This window comes from Streptomyces sp. NPDC030820 (genome assembly GCF_055572075.1).
Window position 1 is genome coordinate 181,875 of record NZ_JBVIEB010000001.1, and the last position, 19,398, is coordinate 201,272.

Annotated in this window: 17 protein-coding genes, 2 tRNA genes and 1 pseudogene; 8 read left to right on the plus strand and 12 right to left on the minus strand. The window is 69.4% G+C overall.

Features of this window, described 5'->3' with window-relative positions:
- The 4 genes from glxA to ACZ418_RS00855 all read right to left on the minus strand — a co-directional run bounded on the left by glxA (position 1) and on the right by ACZ418_RS00855 (position 5,117).
- Complete coding sequence (gene glxA / locus ACZ418_RS00840; RefSeq protein ID WP_468354858.1) at positions 1 to 1,935, minus strand: radical copper oxidase GlxA; 1,935 nt, start codon at positions 1,933 to 1,935, stop codon at positions 1 to 3.
- Positions 1,932 to 3,920, minus strand: coding sequence for a glycosyltransferase family 2 protein (locus ACZ418_RS00845; protein ID WP_468354861.1), 1,989 nt, complete (start codon positions 3,918 to 3,920; stop codon positions 1,932 to 1,934). The genes glxA and ACZ418_RS00845 overlap by 4 nt, the downstream gene beginning before the upstream one ends.
- A 268-nt stretch (positions 3,921 to 4,188) precedes the next feature.
- Positions 4,189 to 4,938 carry a FadR/GntR family transcriptional regulator gene (locus ACZ418_RS00850; protein WP_468354864.1) on the minus strand — a complete coding sequence of 250 codons (750 nt, stop codon included), beginning with the start codon at positions 4,936 to 4,938 and terminating at the stop codon, positions 4,189 to 4,191.
- Between the two features lie 105 nt (positions 4,939 to 5,043).
- Positions 5,044 to 5,117, minus strand: a tRNA-Lys gene (locus ACZ418_RS00855).
- 186 nt (positions 5,118 to 5,303) lie between these two features.
- On the opposite strand from ACZ418_RS00855, the gene ACZ418_RS00860 reads away from it, so the two are divergent.
- The 5 genes and pseudogenes from ACZ418_RS00860 to ACZ418_RS00880 all read left to right on the plus strand — a co-directional run bounded on the left by ACZ418_RS00860 (position 5,304) and on the right by ACZ418_RS00880 (position 10,974).
- Positions 5,304 to 6,674, plus strand: coding sequence for a peptidoglycan-binding protein (locus ACZ418_RS00860; protein ID WP_468354867.1), 1,371 nt, complete (start codon positions 5,304 to 5,306; stop codon positions 6,672 to 6,674).
- A 147-nt stretch (positions 6,675 to 6,821) separates the two neighbouring features.
- Complete coding sequence (locus tag ACZ418_RS00865; protein ID WP_468354870.1) at positions 6,822 to 7,949, plus strand: SPFH domain-containing protein; 1,128 nt, start codon at positions 6,822 to 6,824, stop codon at positions 7,947 to 7,949.
- A 135-nt stretch (positions 7,950 to 8,084) separates the two neighbouring features.
- Complete coding sequence (locus ACZ418_RS00870; protein ID WP_468354873.1) at positions 8,085 to 8,690, plus strand: lytic polysaccharide monooxygenase auxiliary activity family 9 protein; 606 nt, start codon at positions 8,085 to 8,087, stop codon at positions 8,688 to 8,690.
- A 118-nt stretch (positions 8,691 to 8,808) separates the two neighbouring features.
- On the plus strand, positions 8,809 to 9,276 hold the full coding sequence (locus ACZ418_RS00875) for a DUF3592 domain-containing protein (RefSeq protein ID WP_468354876.1): 468 nt from the start codon (positions 8,809 to 8,811) through the stop codon (positions 9,274 to 9,276).
- 40 nt (positions 9,277 to 9,316) lie between these two features.
- Positions 9,317 to 10,974: pseudogene (locus tag ACZ418_RS00880) on the plus strand (AMP-binding protein).
- Here ACZ418_RS00880 and ACZ418_RS00885 read toward each other — a convergent pair.
- The 6 genes from ACZ418_RS00885 to ehuB form a co-directional block, all read right to left on the minus strand.
- A tRNA-Lys gene (locus tag ACZ418_RS00885) sits at positions 10,940 to 11,013 on the minus strand. The pseudogene ACZ418_RS00880 and the gene ACZ418_RS00885 sit on opposite strands and share 35 nt — an antisense overlap.
- Before the next feature lie 85 nt (positions 11,014 to 11,098).
- Positions 11,099 to 11,857 (minus strand): IclR family transcriptional regulator, encoded by a 759-nt coding sequence (locus ACZ418_RS00890; protein ID WP_468354879.1) that lies wholly within the window; start codon positions 11,855 to 11,857, stop codon positions 11,099 to 11,101.
- Between the two features lie 215 nt (positions 11,858 to 12,072).
- Entirely contained in the window at positions 12,073 to 12,855 is a 783-nt protein-coding gene (gene ehuA, locus ACZ418_RS00895; RefSeq protein WP_468354882.1) for an ectoine/hydroxyectoine ABC transporter ATP-binding protein EhuA, read from the minus strand.
- Positions 12,845 to 13,495: an ectoine/hydroxyectoine ABC transporter permease subunit EhuD gene (gene ehuD, locus ACZ418_RS00900; protein ID WP_468354885.1), complete on the minus strand. Its 651-nt coding sequence runs from the start codon at positions 13,493 to 13,495 to the stop codon at positions 12,845 to 12,847. The genes ehuA and ehuD overlap by 11 nt, the downstream gene beginning before the upstream one ends.
- Positions 13,492 to 14,211, minus strand: a complete 720-nt coding sequence (gene ehuC, locus ACZ418_RS00905) for an ectoine/hydroxyectoine ABC transporter permease subunit EhuC (protein WP_468354888.1) — start codon at positions 14,209 to 14,211, stop codon at positions 13,492 to 13,494. Before ehuC ends, ehuD begins: the two co-directional genes overlap by 4 nt.
- Positions 14,208 to 15,134, minus strand: coding sequence for an ectoine/hydroxyectoine ABC transporter substrate-binding protein EhuB (gene ehuB, locus ACZ418_RS00910; RefSeq protein ID WP_468354891.1), 927 nt, complete (start codon positions 15,132 to 15,134; stop codon positions 14,208 to 14,210). Before ehuB ends, ehuC begins: the two co-directional genes overlap by 4 nt.
- A 47-nt stretch (positions 15,135 to 15,181) precedes the next feature.
- Here ehuB and ACZ418_RS00915 point away from each other — a divergent pair, with 47 nt between their 5' ends.
- Positions 15,182 to 15,676, plus strand: a complete 495-nt coding sequence (locus tag ACZ418_RS00915; protein ID WP_468354894.1) for a DUF3830 family protein — start codon at positions 15,182 to 15,184, stop codon at positions 15,674 to 15,676.
- 120 nt (positions 15,677 to 15,796) lie between these two features.
- On the opposite strand, the gene ACZ418_RS00920 is transcribed toward ACZ418_RS00915, so the two are convergent.
- Together ACZ418_RS00920 and ACZ418_RS00925 are read right to left on the minus strand one after the other, a co-directional pair.
- Positions 15,797 to 16,318 (minus strand): GNAT family N-acetyltransferase, encoded by a 522-nt coding sequence (locus ACZ418_RS00920; RefSeq protein ID WP_468354897.1) that lies wholly within the window; start codon positions 16,316 to 16,318, stop codon positions 15,797 to 15,799.
- 29 nt (positions 16,319 to 16,347) lie between these two features.
- Positions 16,348 to 17,625 (minus strand): hypothetical protein, encoded by a 1,278-nt coding sequence (locus ACZ418_RS00925; RefSeq protein ID WP_468354900.1) that lies wholly within the window; start codon positions 17,623 to 17,625, stop codon positions 16,348 to 16,350.
- A 165-nt stretch (positions 17,626 to 17,790) separates the two neighbouring features.
- On the opposite strand from ACZ418_RS00925, the gene ACZ418_RS00930 reads away from it, so the two are divergent.
- Both ACZ418_RS00930 and ACZ418_RS00935 read left to right on the plus strand, forming a co-directional pair.
- Positions 17,791 to 18,264, plus strand: a complete 474-nt coding sequence (locus ACZ418_RS00930; RefSeq protein ID WP_468354903.1) for an ATP-binding protein — start codon at positions 17,791 to 17,793, stop codon at positions 18,262 to 18,264.
- 152 nt (positions 18,265 to 18,416) lie between these two features.
- Positions 18,417 to 19,262: a nucleotide sugar dehydrogenase gene (locus ACZ418_RS00935; protein ID WP_468354906.1), complete on the plus strand. Its 846-nt coding sequence runs from the start codon at positions 18,417 to 18,419 to the stop codon at positions 19,260 to 19,262.
- Positions 19,263 to 19,398 lie beyond the last annotated feature (136 nt).

The window sequence follows — 19,398 nt, forward strand, 5'->3', positions numbered from 1 at the left end:
CTACGGAACCCTGACCCATTGAGCCTTGCTCGGCGTCCCCTGGTCATCGTCCACGAACAGCATGTACCACCCGGAGGTGACCAGGTCCCGGTTCTTCGGGACGGTCACCGTGATCTTGTTCCCGGACGTCTTGAAGTCCAACGCGATCGACCGCTGATCCACATCCGTCACATGCGTGGACGCACTCGGCCGGATCAACCGCACCTTCTTGATGCCGGCCGCGTGATCCGACGTGAACGTCCCCGAAGCACCGCGGGCAATCGTCTGCGGGCCACCGCTCAGCGTCGGCCGCGAGTCCCGGTACAGATACGGCGGGGTGTAGATCTCGATCCGCTGCTCGAACTTCCCCGGCCTGGTGTTCGCCTTGTCGCCGTACAGCGAGTCGGAGCCGAAGAACATCACCCGCCCGTCCGGCAGCAGGATCGACCCGGAGTGGTAGTTCCGGCCCACCAGCGGATCGGCGACCCGGGTGAAGCTGTTGCTGTCGGGGTGGTACAGCCGCGCCTGCAGGATGTTGGAGTCGCCGCGCCCCCGGTAGTCCTCCGAGCCGCCGGAGACCAGCACCGTGTCGTCCGGCAGGATCGAGGACTGCGGATAGCGCGTGCCCTTCTCCAGCTCGGGACCGTCCACGAAGTGCGGGTTCTTCGCCTTCAGGTCGATCAGCCGGGTCTTCTTGCTGGACAGTTTCGACTCACCGACGCCGCCACCGCCGATCACCATGAACTTCTCGTTCTGTGCCGGAGGCAGCAGTACGGTCCCTGAGGTCTCCATCATGTTCGGGTCGCTCAGCCCGGGCAGCTTGGTGAACTTGTTGGTGTCGATGTCCCAGATGCCGGGGTCCCGGCCGACGTTGTCCGGGCCGTAGCCCGCGTTCGAACCCGAGTAGAAGATCTTCCCGTTCTGCATCAGGAACAGCGCCGGATACGTCGGGAACTGCCGGACCGTCTTCGTGTACGTCCACTTCTTCGTCTTCGGGTCGAAGACCTCGTTCTTGCCCGGCACCAGCTGGCCGATGTCGTCCAGGCCGGACACGCTGAGGATCTTGCCGTCCGACAGGGTGGTGAGCGTCGGGTACCAGCGGGCCTCGTTCATCGGGTCGACCTTGATGTACCGCTCGGCGACCGGATCGAACTCGTAGGCGTCCTTGATCCCCTCGAAGTCCTTCTTGTCGAGGGCGAGCTTCTGCGCGATGCCGTAGGTGTTGCGCGCGTCGGCGCCGGTCAGGCCCTGGATCCGGTAGTTGTCCTGGGTGCCGGTCTCGTACTGGCTGCCCTCCTGCTGCGCCTCGACGTAGACACGGCCGTAACCGGGGTTGTTCCGCAGCCACCTGCCGGTCCTGTCGAAGACCTTCGTGGCGCGCGGGACCAGCACCGGGTCCTGGGAGACGAACGTCTTGCCGTTCTGCTTGCCGGTGAACTTGGTGCCCGCGGGCAGGGTGATCGGCTTGTCCGGGTTCTCGTTGTAGAGAATCATGACGCCGCCGGCCTTCTTGACGTCGCCCTTGAGCTTCTCGTACCGCTTGGTGCCGCCCGCGATCAGCAGATTGCCGTTGGCGAGCTGGGTGTGACCGGTGCAGAACAGGTCGCTGGGCGTGGGGATCTTCTTGATCGTGCCCTTGACCGGGTCCCAGATCCGGGTGTCGAACTTCTTCTTGTCGAAGTTGTCCTGGTTGTTGCCCGAGCCGGCCACCAGCAGCACCTTGCCGGTGTGCAGGAGCGCCGCGTGGATGGTGTCCTGGCGGTACTCCGGAGGGAACTCGATGATGTCCCAGTGGCCGTTCTCGGCCTTGTACTCGGGTCTGTTGATCTTGTAATGGTGGTACTGCGCGGTGCCGAAGCGATAGAGCCACGGCCCGTTCATCCCGGCCAGCGCGAGTACCACCGCCGTACCGATCGCAAGCCTGCGGGCGCGACGGCGGCCGGCCTGGTCCTTCATTCCTTACGTCCCCCAAGTCCGCCAAGGGCGATCTGCATGGTCTGCTCGTTCTCCCCGCTCCGGTCCGCGCCCCGGTCCCCGTGCTGTTCGCCGGCCGCCAAGGTGGGCCGCTTGAGCGGCAGATGGGCCGCGTACGGCGCGGGCACCGCGTCCCGCGGTTCGGGGACCGCCGTGGCCGCCGGCTGCGGCTTCTTCCGCTCCTGCCGCAGCGTGTACCGCCAGGCGAAGATCGGCGAGGCGGTGATCAGCAGGGCGAAGGACGCCCAGGTGATCATCGCGGGGTGGGAGTGCCCGAACACGAAGCCGGCGGCGAGCGAGCCGGCGAAGACCAGGATGAAGAACCAGTGGACCCGGAACGTCCCGAACAACGTGTCGGGGCTTGCCGATTCACCCTTGGGCGTGACCACGAACCTGCTCTTGCGGCGCAGTACGGCGTCCATGAGGGAGCGCGCGTAGATCGGCGCGGACAGGGCGGACATCACCATGCCCGCGACACCGCCGGAGCCCTCCGGCTCGTGCGGGGAGACATTGTGCCGCCGGTTCCAGATGTACAGGCCGATCTGGAGCGCGGAGGCGTTGCCGTACAGCATCAGCCACACGGTCGGGTCGATGTTCACGCCTGAAGCGCCCAGGCCCAGGAACAGCGCGCAACTCAGCGCCGCGAGGATCCAGTTGAGGGCGGACATCGGATAGAAGATGATCATCATCGTGTAGTTGAAGAGCTTGCCCGGTCCCAGCGTGAACAGGCCCTTCCAGTACTGCTTGAGGATCGTCTCGTACGTGCCCCGGGACCAGCGCAGCTGCTGGGTGAAGAAGTCCGTCCAGGCGTTCGGACCCTCGCCGACCGCGAGCACGTCCGGGGTGTACACCGACTTCCACTTCCGGCCCGTCGCCGGGTTCTTGGCGCGGTGCATCTCGAAGCCCGTCGCCATGTCCTCGGTGATGGAGTCGTACAGGCCGCCGATCTGCTTGATGGCGCTGATGCGTACGGCGTTGGAGGTGCCCACGAACATCGGGGCGCCGTAGCGGTTGCCGGCGCGCTGGATCAGGGCGTGGAAGAGGAACTGCTGGGACTCGGCGGCCTTGGTGACGAAGGTGTCGTAGTTGCCGTACACCTGCGGGCCGATGACGAAGCCGACGTCCGGGTCGCGGAAGTAACCGAGCATCCGCTCCAGGTAGTTGGGCAGCGGCACATGGTCGGTGTCGACCGAGGCGAAGAAGTCGTAGTCGTCGCCGTGCGCCGCCAGCCAGGCGTTGTAGTTGCCGTGCTTGGTCTTCGCGCGGTGCGGGCCCTTGGGCTGGTTCCACCGCTCGACGCCCTTGCGGGTGAAGTGGTGCACGCCGAGCCGGGCGCAGACCTCCTTGACGGCCGGGTCGTCGCCCTCGTCCAGCAACCACACGTGCAGCAGGCCCCGGTGACGCAGTTTCACCGCCGCCTCCAGGGTCTTCGTCACCATCTCCAGCGGCTCCTTGCCGGGCACGAAGGTGGTGATGAAGGCGACTCTGGTGCCGGTCTCCGGGACCACCGGGACCGGGTCGCGGGCGACGAGCGTGGCGTGCGCGTTGGACAGCACGTTCATGCAGCGGAAGAACTCGATCAGGCCGATCGAGACGAGCATGACGACATCGAGCGCCGGCAGGAAGTCGTAGGCGGGATAGTCCCGTTCGGTCCAGTGCTCGGGCCGCAGCAGCCAGAACAGCAGGACCAGGGAGAGGATCGGGGCGGCGCCCAGCATGAGGGCGGCACGGATGCGGTGCGGCTCCTGCGAGAGCAGGGACCGGTACTGCACCTTGTAGGGCTTGCCCGGGTCGGGCTGGGTGAGGGGGCCGGCGAGCCGGCTGTAGTGCTCGTAGTCGTATCTCGGCAGGCTCTTCTTTATCCGGCGGAACTGGCCCGTCCGGTGCCCGATCACCCTCAGCTGTGTGGTCTGTGACGGATCGTCGTGAACGTGGCTCTGTCCGGCGCCCCTCGGCGTCGACGTCATGAGTCATTCCCCCCACACGCAGGTCACCGCGTGTTCTGTCGCTGTGGTGGCTCGCAGTCCCCACGTCTTCCCCACCTCATAGACACGGGACGGCGACCTTCCGGTTGCATGATGCCCCCCTCGGCGTCGGTTCATGGGCGGGGCCCCCTCCCCGCCGTCCGGCAACCGTTTGCTTCCCCCCAACTCCCGCCAAACGGCAGCAGCTTGGACACCAAGGGTTCTACGGCGCTTTGCATGATCGCAAGACGCGAAACACGGTGTTTACCGCTCAAACCCGTTCATTGTGGCGCGCGTGGGGCTCGGGAGGCGGGGGCGCGCCGGTGGTCTCGGCCGGCCGGGGTGTGCCGGTGGCGGAGAGGCGGACTCGGATGTTGCCGAAGTGATCTCTTATGGCCTCCTCCGCCCGCAGTGAGTCGCCGGACCGGACCGCGTCCAGGATCTCCCGGTGCTGCCGGCAGGTGACCCTGGGGTCCTGCGGCACGTCCACGAGATCCCGCTGCACCCGGTGGAAGGCGTCCCAGAACGCCTCCAGCACCTCGCTCAGCAACACGTTGTCCAGCCCCCGGTAGAGGGTGGCGTGAAAGGCCCGGTCGGTCTCGGCGAGGCCCGCCCCCTCGGCGGCCTCCTGTTCCATACGGTCCACGAGGGCGTCCAGTTCAACGAGATCCGCCTCGGGCAGCCGCCCGGCGAGCCGCGAGACCAGCCCGGTCTCCACGGCCTCGCGCAGCTCCAGCAGCTGCAGCAGGGAGTCCTCGCCGCGGTAGTGCCCGGCGACCGTGCGGAAGGCCAGGCCCTCGATCATGGGTGCGAACGACATCGAGCCGACGTACGTCCCGAACCCGTGCCGGATCTCCACGATCCCCATCGCCTGCAACGCCTTCAGGGCCTCGCGCACGGAGTTCCGGCTCGCGCCGAGGTACTCCATCAGCTCGGGCTCGGTCGGCAGCGGGGCACCCGAGGGCAGCCGTCGGTCGACGATCAGCTTCTTGATCCGCTCCTGGAGGTCCCGGGCTGCCATGGCCAGAGGGTATCCGGCCAGTCGGGGGGAGGGCCCTGTTCCGGACAAGGGTGATTTCCGGACATGCGAAAGGCCCCCCGCTTTCGCGAGAGGCCTCCCGGTCGGTGCGCCGCCAGGGACTCGAACCCCGGACCCGCTGATTAAGAGTCAGCTGCTCTAACCAACTGAGCTAGCGGCGCCTGCTGACGGAGATAACTCTACCTGACCTTCGGGGCTGCCCATGACCACCCCCAGGTGATCAGCCGGTGGCCGGGAGGGGCTTGTACATCATTCGGACCGTCAAAGTGGCGGTCCGGTGGAGAGTTGGAACACTGATCAACGTGCACACTCACGGACAAAGCCCCTCCGAATGTGAGGTAGATCGCATGACGGCTCCGGCGTTCGAGGAAGTCGCCCCCGCCCGCGACTGCGACTGCCCCGGCTGCGTCCAGGAGCGCCGGGCCGGCCCCGGGCTGTTCTCCGGCCGCTCCGGCGCCCGCCCGGCGGCCTGCGGAATCGTGGCCGTGGCCGCCGCGTCCGCCGTCCTCGGCGCGGTCAGCCCGGCGGCCGCCGCCGTCGCCCCCGGCCGCCCCGCCGACGCGCGCGCCGACGCCGCCGGCGGCGGTGAGCCCGACACCCCCCAGGGCACCAAGGCTCCGCTGCACGGTCCCGAGGGCAAACCGGCGGAGCCGGGCACCCCCGCGATCCCCGCCACCACCCGGACCAAGATCATCAAACGGGCCAAGACCTGGGTGACCGCAAAGGTGCCGTACAGCATGGCCGACTACTGGAGCGACGGCTACCGGCAGGACTGCTCGGGCTATGTCTCGATGGCCTGGGGCCTGCCGGACAACGAGTGGACGGGCAGCCTCGACCAGTTCGGCGTGAAGATCACCAAGGAGCAGCTCGAACCCGGCGACATCCTGCTCTACCACAATCCCGACAACCCCGAGAAAGGCTCTCATGTGGTGATCTTCGGCGGCTGGACGGACTACACGCACACCTACTACACGGTCTACGAGCAGACGCCCCCGCGCACCCGCCGGCAGGCCACTCCGTATCCCTACTGGAGCCACGCCGACAAGTACGTTCCCTACCGCTACAAGGGCCTGAGCACCGGTACCGCGGGCGCGCAGCCGGCCGCGCTCAAGAAGAAGGTCCCCTATCCGGGCGCCGCCCACTTCGGCCCGGGTGCCCACAACACGTACGTCACCCTGCTCGGCCGGATGCTGATCGCCAGGGGCGGCGCCCGGTACTACACCCGGGGCCCCGGCCCGGCCTGGGGGGAGGCGGACCGGCGGGCCACCCGGGCTTTCCAACTGGCCCAGGGCTGGACCGGCAGGAACGCCGACGGGCTGCCCGGCCCCCGCACCTGGAAACTGCTGGTCTCCGGCAAGGGCAAGAACATCGCCCCGGCGGCGGCAGGACAGGGCCGGTCCGCCGCGCACGGGGTGCCCGTCTCGCGCGGGGTCCCGGCCTCGCACGGGGTGCCCGGCTATCCGGGCCGGGGCTACTTCCGCCCGGGCGCGGAGAACACGTACGTCACCCAGCTGGGCCGTCGACTGGTGCAGAAAGGGTTCGGCAGGTTCTACACCACCGGTCCCGGTCCCCGCTGGGGCGAGGCGGACCGGCGCGCGGTGGAGGCCTTCCAGCGCACCCAGGGCTGGCGCGGCGGCGCGGCGGACGGCTACCCGGGACCGGAGACCTGGCGCCGGCTGTTCGCGCAGACGACCCCCGACCACGCGACGGGGCTCTGACCCGGCCGGCCCCCGGCCCCAAGGGCCCTGTCCAGCACACCATCCTTGTCCGGCACACCATCCCTGTCCGGCACACGATCCCTGTTCATCACGAATCCACCCCATCCCCTGTTCATCACGCGTCTGGCGCGGAGGCTGGAGACACGCATGAGTACGACCACATCACACACACCGCCCGAATCCGAGGGGCTGGAGCCGGGCGAGCGCACGGACCGGCTGACCCAGAACGGGACGGCCACGGAGATCCCCGTCCATCTGCTCTACCGCGAGGAGACCGAGCCGCTGGACCCGGTGAAGGTGCCGCTGAAGCCGGCCGTGGTGGCCCGCCGGCCGGACACCGGCGAGCAGCCGGGCGCAGAACACCCGGCGCCGGAGCGCCGCCGGCCGCTGCCGGAGATCGACCCGGACCTGGTGGAGCGCCCGGCGCGGGTGCTGCCGGGGGCGGCCGGGGCGCTGGCCGGGATGTGCGGGGTCACCGGCTGTCTGGCCACCTCCTGGTGGGCGGGGCTGCTCCCGCCGACCGCGGTGGAGGTGCTGCGGCTGCCCGCGTCCCTGGGCGCGGGGCTCGGTCCGGCCCAGTGGGCGGCGTACACCGGGGCCAGCGTGCTCGGGATCTTCGGCTTCGGCGGGTTGACCCGGGGGCGGACCGGGCGGGCCTGGGTGCTCGGTCTGTTCGGCCGCTACCGGGGGACGGTACGGCGCACCGGGCTGCTCTGGGTGAACCCGCTGCTGCCGCGCCATCGGGTCGATGTGCGGCTGCGGCACTGGCGCAGCGAGCCGATGCCGGCGGCGGATCCCGACGGGGTGCCGCTCAGGGTGGCGGTGCTGGTGGTGTGGCGGATGCGGGACACCGCGCGGGCGACGCTCGGCGTCGAGGACCACGAGGCGTATCTGCGCGAGTGCGTGGAGGCGGCGCTGGCGCGGGTGCCGGTGGAGCCGACGGGCGGAACGGACGGCGGGGTGACGGCGGCCGGGGACGCGCTGACCCGGCTGGTGGCGGAGGAGACCGAGCCGGTCGGCCTGGAGGTGTTCTCGGTGCAGCCGCTCCAGGTGGAGTACGCCGCGGAGGTCGCCGCCGCGATGCACCGGCGCTGGATCGCCCGGCTGGACGCCGGGCAGCGGGCCGGCATGCTCGACTCGGTGGTGGACTCGGTGGAGGACACCGTGACCCGGCTGACCGGGCGCGGTCTGGTCGAACTCGACGACTACGAGCGGAAGATGCTGGTGCGGGACCTGACGGTCGCCTTCTGCGCGGGGCGCGGGGAGCCGGCGTAGCCCGGCCTGCCGCACGGTCTCCGGCACGGGCCGTGATTGGTATGGACATGTTCAACTAGCGGCAATAACCTGGCACTTGGTCTAGACCTACCTGCACAGCTCACCGAACTCCCCACGTTCTCCAGGAGCGGCAGTATGCACACCAGGACCAGGTTGTCCGCGGTCGTGCTGGGCGTGGTGACCGCCGGAGCGTTCGCGCTCTCCACCGGCGGCGCCAGCGGGCACGGCTATACCGACCTCCCGATCAGCAGGCAGAAGCTCTGCGCCAACGGCACGGTGACGGGCTGCGGCGACATCCAGTACGAGCCGCAGAGCGTCGAGGGCCCCAAGGGATTCCCGGCCGCGGGGCCCGCCGACGGCCAGATCTGCAACGGCGGGCTGAGCCGGTTCGCCCAGCTCAGCTCGCCGACCACCCCGTCCGGCGGGGCCTGGCCCACCACCAGGGTGACGGGTGGCCAGACCTACACCTTCCGCTGGCAGTTCACCGCCCAGCACGCCACGACCGACTTCAAGTACTACGTCACCAAGCAGGGCTGGAACCAGAACCACGCCCTGTCCCGCTCGGACCTCAACCTCACCCCGTTCCTGACGGTCCCGTACAACGGCCGGCGCCCGCCGGCCACCCTCAGCCACAGCGGCACCCTGCCGGCCGGGCTGAGCGGGCACCACGTCATCCTCGCGGTGTGGACGATCGCCGACACGGGCAACGCGTTCTACGCCTGCTCGGACGTCACCTTCTGAGGATCGTTCTGTCACAGCAGCGAAACTGAGGTTCCCTTGAGGCCGGCCACCCCTACCGCCGGGTACGTTCCTCGCACGCCGACCGAGTGAGCGGCGTACCGGACCTCGGGGGAACCTCATGTTCGAGCTCTTCTTCTACGCCGTACCCACCGTCATGATCGCCGGCTTCGGGTACGCCGCCTTTCTGCTGATGCGCCGCGCCCGGCGGATCAGCAGGACCTGGGCGCACGGGCTGACCGCCGAGGGGCGCTGTCTGCGGATGTACACGACGACCAGCGGGGGCCACGGGGACACCTCCGTGCGGACGACCCTGCACCACGTCTACGAGTTCACCACCCGCGAGGGACGCACGGTCCGCTTCGAGGAGGAGGACGGCCCGGCGACCGTCGTGGAAGGCGACTACGTCACCGTGCGGTATCTGCCCGAGCAGCCCCAGCGGGCCACCGCCCGCCCGCCGGCGCCCGCCAGGCTGGCCGTCGGCACCGGTTTCGGGGTGGCCTTCCTCGGCGCGGCCATCACCTTCTGCGTCGGCTTCATGGTCATGGCGCACACGATGTTCTCGGAGTCGGCCGGCATGTTTCCGTGACCCTCCTCATCTGACGCTACGTCAGTTACCGTGCCGCTCCATGGAGTCCATGACACGCACGGTCGCCGAGCTGGTCGCGGCGCGGTGGGGGGACCACCGGCCGGGGCTCAGCTGCGAGGGGCGCACGCTGACGCAGCACGAGATGGCCGCCGGCGCCGCGGCACGGGCGGCACTGCTGGCCGACCTGCTGCCCCCGGGCGCCGTACCGCATGTCGGCGTGCTCCTCGACAACACCGAGGAGTTCCCGCTCTGGCTCGGCGCCGCCGCCCTGGCCGGCGCGGCCGTCGCCGGGATCAATCCCACTCGCCGGGGACCCGAACTGGCCCGGGACATCCTGCACACCGAGTGCCCGCTCCTGGTCACCGAGCGGGCCCACCTGCCCCTGCTGGCCGGGCTCGGCCTTCCCGGCCTGCGGCTCCTCGTCACGGACTCCCCGGAGTATGCCGCCCTCCTGTCGCCCTACGCCGGTGCCGTACCCGACCCGTCCCGCGCCGCACCCGCCGACCGGCTGCTGCTGTACTTCACCTCCGGCTCGACCGGTGCCCCCAAGGCCGCGCTCTGCTCCCAGGGCCGGCTGGCGGCGGCCGGACAGGCGCTGGTGAGGCAGTTCGGGGTGCGCGCGGACGACGTGCACTACATCTGCATGCCGATGTTCCACGGCAACGCGGTGATCGCCGACTGGGCGCCCGCGCTGGCGGCGGGGGCGGGGGTCGCGCTGCGGCGGCGGTTCTCGGCGTCCGGGTTCCTGGCCGATGTGCGCCGGTACGGGGCGACGTACTTCACCTATGTCGGCCGGGCGATCCAGTACGTCCTCGCCACCGAGGAGCGTGCGGACGACCGCGACAACCCCCTGCGGCTCGGGTTCGGCACGGAGGCCGGCGCGGTGGACGCGGCCGCCTTCGAGCGGCGGTTCGGGGTCCGGCTGGTGGAGGGGTACGGCTCTTCCGAGGGCGGCGCGGCGATCCAGTGGGCACCGGGCACCCCGAAGGGCGCGGTGGGACCGGCCCGGCCGGGGCTGGCGGTGCTCGACCCGGACACCGGGCGCGAGTGCCCGCCGGCCCTGTTCGACTCCGCCGGGCGGCTGCGCAACGGGGAGCAGGCGATAGGCGAGCTGGTGAACCGGGGGCCCAGCCCCTTCGAGGGCTACTGGAGGAATCCGGCCGCCGAGGCCGAGCGGCGCCGGGGCGGGGCGTACTGGACCGGTGATCTGTTCTGCCGGGACGCCGACGGCTATCTGTACTTCGCGGGCCGTACCGACGACAGGATCCGGGTCGACGGGGAGAACCTGGCCGCCGCGGTGATCGAGAACATCGTCGCCCGGTACGAGGGCGCGGTGGCCGTCGCCGTGTATGCGGTGCCGGACCCGGTGACCGGGGACCAGGTGATGGCGACCATCGCCGGGTCCTTCGATCCGGCTGGCTTCACGGAGTTCCTGGCGGCCCAGCCGGATCTGGGGACGAAGATGGCGCCCCGGTTCGTGCGGGTGGTGGAGCGGATGCCGGTGACGGCCACCAACAAGATCCACCGGGCGCTGCTGCGGCGGGAGGGGTACGGGTGCCCGGATCCGGTGTGGTGGCGGCCACCGGGCGAAACCTCGTACCGGCGGCTGACCGCCGAAGACGCCGAAGGGCCCCTCGCTCTCGCGAAGGACCCTTCGTCCATGTGCGCCGCCAGGGACTCGAACCCCGGACCCGCTGATTAAGAGTCAGCTGCTCTAACCAACTGAGCTAGCGGCGCATGACTCCCACCCGCCGCGGTTTTCGTCTTCCGCGGCTGGCGACGAAGAAAATACTACCTGGTCCTGAGGGGTGCTCGTGACCAGCTACAGGGCCAGCGAGAGCAGGACCGGTGCCGCGTTCCGGTTGAGCGTGTCCGCCGCCTGCTTCAGGCGGTGCGCGTGCTCCACGGGAAGCGACAGCGCCAGGCAGCCCACCGAGGAGCCCGCCGTGATCGGGACCGCCGCGCAGACCGTGCCGATCGCGTACTCCTGCAGGTCCAGGACCGGCACGGTCGGCGGCTGGGACTCCAGGCGGGACAGCAGCAGCCTGTCGCTGGTGATGGTGCGCGAGGTGAGCCGGGCCATCTTGTGCCGGGAGAGGTGGTCGCGGCGGGCGTTGTGGTCGAGCTGGGTGAGCAGGCTCTTGCCGACCGCCGTGGCGTGGGCGGAGTAGCGGAAGTCGACCCACTCGTTGACCGCCGGGGTGGCGGGCCCGGCGGCGTACTGGGTGACCTTGACCTCGCCGTCGACGTACCGGCTCATGTAGACCGCCGCGCCGACCGAGTCGCGCAGCCGGTCCAGGGTGTGCTGGAGCTTCTCGCGCAGCGCCCGCTCCCGGTCGTGCGCGGAGGTGAGGCGGCGCAGGGTGTCGCCGGTGACGTACGCCCCGTCGGTGATCTGCTCGACATAGCCCTCTCGGCGCAGCATGCGCAGCAGGGCGGTGAGCCGCTCGGGGCCGAGGCCGGTGCGGCGGGCCAGCTCGGTGTCGGTGACGCCGGCGGAGTGGCGGGCTATGGTCTCCAGGACGCGCAGGGCGTCCTGGGCCGAGTGGTACGGGGCGGTCGGCTCGTTCATCAGCGCCACGGTGTTCCCCCTGCGCTCGCTCGCCTGTGTGTGCCGCGAGATCCGATCGGCGGATCGTTACCACGATAACGGGCAAACCCGGTGCAGGGAGAGGGGCTTGGCGAGATTCTTCCACCCGCCGGACCCCTCCCAACTGCGGCGCAGACCCTCTGGCATATGCCAAAGTCATGACCCAACGGCCGGACCTCGGCATCTTCCGGATCCACACGACGTGGTCACAGGACCGCGCTGAGGAATTCCCGGGTGCGCTCCTGCTCCGGCTCGGAGAAGATCTTCTCCGGGGAACCCGATTCGATCACCTGGCCGCCGTCGAACATCAGCACCCGGTCGGAGATGTCGCGGGCGAAACCCATCTCGTGGGTCACACAGAGCATGGTGATGTCCGTGCTGCGGGCGATGTCCCTGAGCACGTCGAGGACGCCCGCGACCAGCTCCGGGTCGAGCGCGGAGGTCACCTCGTCCAGCAGCAGCACCTGCGGCCGCATCGCCAGCGCCCGGGCGATCGCCACCCGCTGCTGCTGTCCGCCGGAGAGCCGGGTCGGCTTCGCGTCGCACTTGTCGGTCAGCCCCACCAGCTCCAGCAGCTCCCGGGCGCGCTCCTCGGCCTCGTCCCTGGACATGCCGAGGACCTGCACCGGCGCCTCGGTGATGTTCCGCAGCACGCTCATGTTGGGGAACAGGTTGAACTGCTGGAACACCATTCCGATCTTCTTCCGGACCTCCCGGACCTGCTTCTCCGGCGCCGGGAACAGCTGCTCCCCGTCGACGGTGATCGTGCCCTCGTCCGGCTTGGTGAGGGTCATCAGAAGTCTGAGGATCGTGGTCTTGCCGGATCCGGACGGGCCGATCAGGGTCACATGCCGGCCGGCGTCCACGGAGAAGTCCAGCCGGTCGAGCACGGTGTTGGCGCCGAACCGCTTGGTGACGTTCTCCAGGCGGATCAGCTCGGTGGGCTGGGCGTCGGCACGGGAGGGCTGCGGACGGGTCTCAACGGACAAGGCGTCGCTCCAGGGCTCGCAGGAGTAGGGAGGCCAGGTAGGAGATGAGGATGAAGGCCACACCGATCACGGTGACCGGCTCGGTGAACTGGAAGTGCTGCTGGGAGAAGAGCCGGGCCTGGCCGAGCATCTCCAGCACGGTGATCGTCATCAGCATCGGCGTGTCCTTGAGCATGGAGATCACGTAGTTGCCGAGCGCGGGCACCACCCGGCGGATCGCCTGCGGCAGGATCACCGCGGTCCAGGTCCGCCGCCGCGGCAGGTTCAGCGCGGTCGCCGCCTCCCACTGGCCGGCGGGCACCGCCTCGATACCGGCCCGGTAGACCTGCATGGTGTACGTCGAGTAGTGCAGGCCGATCGCGAAGACACCGGTGGTCAGCGCGGAGAAGGTCACGTTCCACTCGGGCAGCACGTAGAACAGGAAGAACAGCTGCACCAGCAGCGGGGTGTTGCGCACGAACTCCGTGAGCACCCCGACCGGCCAGCGCACCAGGCGGCTCGGCGTCCGCATCAGCAGCGTCCACACCAGGCCCAGGCTGAAGGACAGCAGCGAACCGAGGGCCAGGGCCTCCAGGGTGACCCGCAGCCCGTCCCAGAAGTGCGGCATGAACTCGCTGACGGCGTTCCAGTCCCACTTCATGCGACGCGCCCCCCTACTCCGGTCGTCTGGGCGCGCTTGAACTCACGCGCCGCCGAGAACGTCCCGGCGTCCTTGCCGATGCCCGCCTTCAGCCGCTTCTCCAGGGAGCGCATCAGCCGCGTGATCAGGAAGGCGATCCCGAAGTAGATCAGCAGTACGTACGTGTAGATCTCCGCGCTCTGCTGCAGCGCCAGCCGGACCAGGTTCGCGCTGAACGTCAGATCGCCCATGCCCATCACCGACACCAGCGCGGTGCCCTTGAGCAGTTCGACCAGCAGATTGCAGAAGGACGGGATCATCTCCGGCACCGCCTGCGGCAGCAGGATCAGCCGCAGCCGCTGGGCCGGGGTGAAGCTGAGCGCGATACCGCCCTCCTGCTGCGCCGGATCGACCGACTGCAGCGCGCCGCGCACGATCTCCGAGCCGTACGCGCCGTACGTCAGGCCGAGCGCCAGCGTGCCCGCCCACATCGGCACCAGCTGCCAGCCGAAGGCGACCGGCAGCACGAAGAACACCCAGAAGATCATCACCAGCGCCGAGGTGCCGCGGAACACCTCGGTGTAGAAGCCGGCGACGAAGCGCACGATCCACAGCCGGTGCGTGCGCGCGATGCCCACGACGAAGGACACCGCGGCGGCCAGCAGCGCGCTGAACACCAGCAACTGGACGGTGGTCCAGACGCCGTTGAGTACGAGTTCCCACAGTCCCGAGGTCATCCGCCGCACAGCTCCTTCGCGGTGAGGTCGGTCATCTCGGCCCTGGTGAAGCCGAAGGGCCGAAGGATCCGGAACAACTCCCCGCTCTTCTTCAGCTTCCGCAGCTCCACGTTGAACGCGTCGCGCAGCTTCGTCTCGGTCGGCCGGAACGCGAACGCGCCGCCGTCGACGTGCGGCTTGCCCTTGACCAGCGGCGCGAACGGCGCGGTGGCTTCCGCCTTGCTCGACTTCTTCACGACCTCGCGGGTGGTGAGCGCCGTACCGGCGAAGACGTCGACGCGGCCGGCCTCGACGGCGTTCAGCCCGGCGACCTGGTCCGGGACGATCAGGATGTCGCTCTGCCTGTACCCGGCCCCGACCGCGTACTCGATCTCCGCGTATCCGGTGCCGGTGGCGAACTTGGCCTTCTTCGCGACGACGTCCTTGTAGGAGTGCAGCCCCAGCGGGTTGCCCTTGCGCACGATGAACGAGTCCAGCATCTGGTAGTCCGGATCGGCGAAGATCACCTGCTGGCAGCGCTCCGGATTGACGTACATCCCGGCCGCCACGACATCGAACTGCTGCGAGTTCAGCCCGGGTATCAACGAGCCGAACTCGGTGGGCACCGGCTGGACCCTGTCCACCCCGAGCCGCTTGAAGATCACCTTGGCCAGTTCGGGCGCCTCACCGGTGAGTTGCCCGTTCTTGTCGATGTACCCGAAGGGGACCTCACCGGCGATCCCGAGCCGTACGACGCCCTGCGCGCGGAGGCGGTCGAGCAGGTCGCCGCCCTCCTTGCCGGACGCCTCGGCCACCCGGGAGCAGCCCGCCGCGCCCAGCACACCGAGGGCGGTGAGGCCACCGAGCACCGAACGCCGGGTGTGCCCGGCGCGTCTGAGTTCCGACCGGAATGTGTGTACGTCGTTCCCAAGTGGTGGAGCCATGGCGGCGCGGCTACCCAAGGGCATCCGGGCTATGCACCCTTGTTTTCATGGCCGATCGATTCGTCACCGTCTCGCTCGACCGGCGGGACGTGCACTGCACTGCACGACTGCTGGCCGACCGCGCACCCCTGACCTGCGCGGCGGTATGGGACGCGCTCCCGCTCGCGGGCGACGTCTATCACGCCAAGTACGCGCGCAACGAGATCTACGCCCTCTTCCCGCCGTTCGCCTCCACGGAACCCCCACTGGAGAACCCGACGGTCACCCCGATTCCCGGCGACCTCTGTTACTTCTCCTTCGCCGGCACCGAACTGGGCAGCAAGGCCTACGGCTACGACCGCGAGGTCCGCCCCGGCACCACGGTGGTCGACCTGGCCCTGTTCTACGAGCGCAACAACCTGCTGCTCAACGGTGACGTGGGGTGGGTGCCGGGGATCGTGTGGGGCCAGGTGGTGGAGGGGCTGGAGGCGATGGCCGAGGCCTGCAACGACCTGTGGCGCAGCGGGGCGGCGGGGGAGACGCTGAGTTTCCGTCGGGCCTGAGCGAGCGCGCCTACCGGTGCTCCTCGGTCGGCGGTGTGCCGGTGACCGCCGGCACCGGCACCGCCTGGCGGCACCGAGGGCACCGATAGGACTCCGCATGCCCGGGACCGCGCCACGTCCTCAGCGCAGATCGAGCAGCATGACGTCATGGAGGTGCGCGCCTCGCCACGGGCGCGACTCGCCGATCTTCCGGTACCCCCATACCCGGTACGCGGCCGACGCCGCCTTGCCGGCCGGGTCGACGTTGAGCAGCACCCGTTCGGCCTCCATGCCGTTGCACAACGTGTCGTGCAGGCGGCGAGCCACGCCCTTCCTGCGCCACGGTCCGCGTACGGCGAGTTCCATGAGGCCGAAGGTGCGGTGCCCGTCCTCGCGCCGCATGTCGTCGGGCACGGGTTCGGTCAGTTGGTCCCACCATCCCGTGTCCGGGCCGAGCAGGCAGCCGTACGCCATCCCGATCGGCTCGCCTTCCTCGGTACGGGCCAGAGCGGCACGGAAGGTGGCTTTGCGTGTCAGGGAACGGAAGCGCCGGAAGGCGGCCGCGACGTCGTCCGGACCCTCGTTGTACGGCGGTTCCGCGAACGCTTCGGTGTAGACCAGCCTGAACGCGTCCTCGGCCTTTGCTGCGGTTGGTGCGTCCATGATCTCTACGGTGACGGTCTCTCGCTGTGTCACGCGGTGTCCCCTCCGACAGCCTCACGGATGCGCTCGCTGCACTCGCGGGTGAGCGCACTGCCGACGCCGGCAGCGGTCCGCTGGAAGTCCCGGATCTTGCCCAACAGGCGCGGCGAGGAGATACCTCCGCAGACACGGAGCGCGGCATCCATCTCTGCGCACGCTTCATCGACTTCCCCGGCGTCGTGAAGTACGCCTGCGAGTTTGACGCGGTAGGAGGCGCTGTTCCGGGCTAGGTCGCCGCCGATCCCGCGCACGGCGGCGCGGAGGAATGGCACGGCGCGTTTGGGCTGCTCGGCTCGTACGTACATGTCGGCCGTGGCATAGTCGACTTCGAACGGGCCGACGAACCGAGCCCAGCCGGGAACCTCGGTGTCTGTGTCCGCGCGGCCCTGGTGACTGACAGCCCGGCTCAGGGCTCGGCGTGTCGCGGACAAGTCTCCTGCGTAGGTGGCCACGTTGGCATCGCGAAGTGCGATCACCAGCCGGACCGTATGTCCAGCGCCCGCACGAGCGGCCAGCTGGTAGGCGTGCTCGACCGCGCTCGCGGCCTCCCAGGCTCGCTCCGCCTTGAGCGCGAGGAGTACGAGCGTCTCCAGCACGGAGACCTGGAGCAGCGGGTTGTCGACGAGTTGCGCAGCGGCGAGGGCTTCCATGCAGGCGGCGCGCCCCTGGTCGATACGTCCGCCGTCGTAGCCGTACCACGCACGGTGGCCATGCAGTTCGGCGAGCATCGTCTGTAGCTCGCAACCGATGCGACTGGTGTACGAGGCACATCTGAGGGCGCCCGTGATTTCGCCCTCGATACGGCTCGCCTGCGACATGGCCGGCATACTGCCTGCCGTGTGGTCCGTCTGGTAGAGAGCGTCGAGCCTCGCACGGAGTCCAGCGATGTCGGCCGCGCCGACCCGGGGGCCCGGCCGAGCAGGAACAAGAGCCGACGCAGCGAGCGCACCGGCGTCAGCGACGAACGTCCTCCGGTTCATCTCTTCAGGGTCGCTGATCGGCGCGGAGACCGTCACACGATGTGCCGGGACGTCGAACCCCATCTCGGCGAGGGGTGCGCCGAACATCGCTTCCAGCACGATCTGCTGGCTCGGGTGGGGAAGCGGCCGAGGCGTCTCGCGTTCCCAGCGGCGCAGCTGTCGCACACTCACCGAAGCATCGACTCGGAGGCACACGGCTTCCCGTACGAACGCAGCAACGAAGGACTCTTGCGTGTACCCGGCGGCCTGCCGTAACCGCGCCAGTCCCTTTGTTCCTGTGCTCGCCATGCGTCTCCCCTCGCGACCACCCAACTCCCGTCCACGGTACTGAACTTCTGGCGTCTGCGGCGCTGGCGAAAACGTCCGCCTGAACGTCCGGTCGTCCGTTCCCCGCTCTTCGCTCGGAGGCGGTGCACTGGTCCTGCGCCGACTGCGAGGGAGAGACCAAGAACCATGCAGCAGCTACCCGCAGGGATCTACGAACAGAACCGAGTCGAAGTCGGGGGTGGAACGGTGCCGGTGATGGTGGACCGCCGACTGGACGTTCGATCCCGCGTGCTTCCCCGCGAGCTGGCGTCCGCCTCGGTCGCACGCTGTTTCGTGCGCACGGTTCTTGAGAACTGGAAGCTGCCCGGTGTCCAGGACGACGCCGCGCTGGTCGTGACCGAGCTTGTCACCAACACCGTCGTGCACACGAGCGTCGCATCCCTCCGAGTCACAGTGCAGCGCTTGTCAGCGGTGCAGGTTCGGGTGGGCGTCATCGACAGGAACCGTGGCTTGCCGTTCCGCCGCGCAGCGGGACCGGCGGACACGAACGGGCGGGGTCTCACCATCGTGGACAGCCTCTCGCGCAACTGGGGGTGGACCAGATTGCCCTGGGGGAAGAGCGTTTGGGCCGACCTCGAGGTACCCGATGCCGGCCGGTAAACCGCAGCGTCAATGGCGAGCCGACGAAGTGCCGATGTGGTCCTCACCCATCGCACAGGCAGCCTACGTCCTCGTGTTGCTGTTCCTGATGGGCGCGCTCGCGCTCGGGGTCATGACGACATGACGGACGTCGGCCGACCCGCAGCGCGCCGGTGTACTCGGCGCACCGAAGAATCATTCACCAGCGAAGGGAGGGATCGTGTTCCTGCCGCACAACGTCATCGATCAGCTCACAGATGAGCAAGGGCGTTCCGCTGATCGTGACCAGCCCGCAGACAGCGGAGTTGATCAAGGGCGCCGCGAACACCTTCCTCGGGCTGAAGCTGTCGTTCATCAACGCCGTGGCGGACATGTGCATGGCCGCTGATGCCGACGTGATGACGCTCGTCGAGGCGCTGGGTGTCGACCCGCGCATCGGCGCGAAGGGCATGATGCCCGGCATCGGGTTCGGCGGCGGATGTCTGCCCAAGGACGTCCGGGCCTTCACCGCGTCGGCACATCAGCTCGGGGCGGTCGAGGCCGAGCGGCTGCTGCTGGCCGCCGAGGCAGTCAACGAGAGCCGACCGGACCTGTCCGTGCGGCTCGTCGAGGACGCCCTCGGGCGCCCGGCGGCCGGAGCTCGGGTCGCGATGTGGGGTGCCGCCTTCAAGGCCGGGACGAACGACGTGCGCGAGTCCCCAGCGCTGGCCGTCGCCAGCCGACTGCATCAGCGGGGTGCCCACGTCACCGTGCACGACCCGCACGCTGTGCGAACGGCCGCGCAGCGCCATCCCGAGCTGGAGTACGCGGACACCGTGGAAGAGGCCACGAGGGGTGCCGACGTCGTGGTGACCGGCACCGAGTGGCCGCAGTTCCGCGAAGCCGACCCGGCTCTGCTCGCTGGTGTCGCAGGCCGGCGCATCGCTGTCGACCTCCGGAACGTCCTGGACGCGGAGTGGTGGGTCAGTGCCGGATGGACGGTGCATCAGCTCGGCCGCCCCTCGCGCCGACCGGAATAGGCCGGATCGACTTCCCGTGGCCGCATGTCGCGGGACTGCCGGCGTGGAAGGTCCTCGCCGGCGTGGAATTGGGAGGGACGTCATGAACGGCGAACACACCAGGAACGCCACGATCACCACCGACACCACCCTGGGT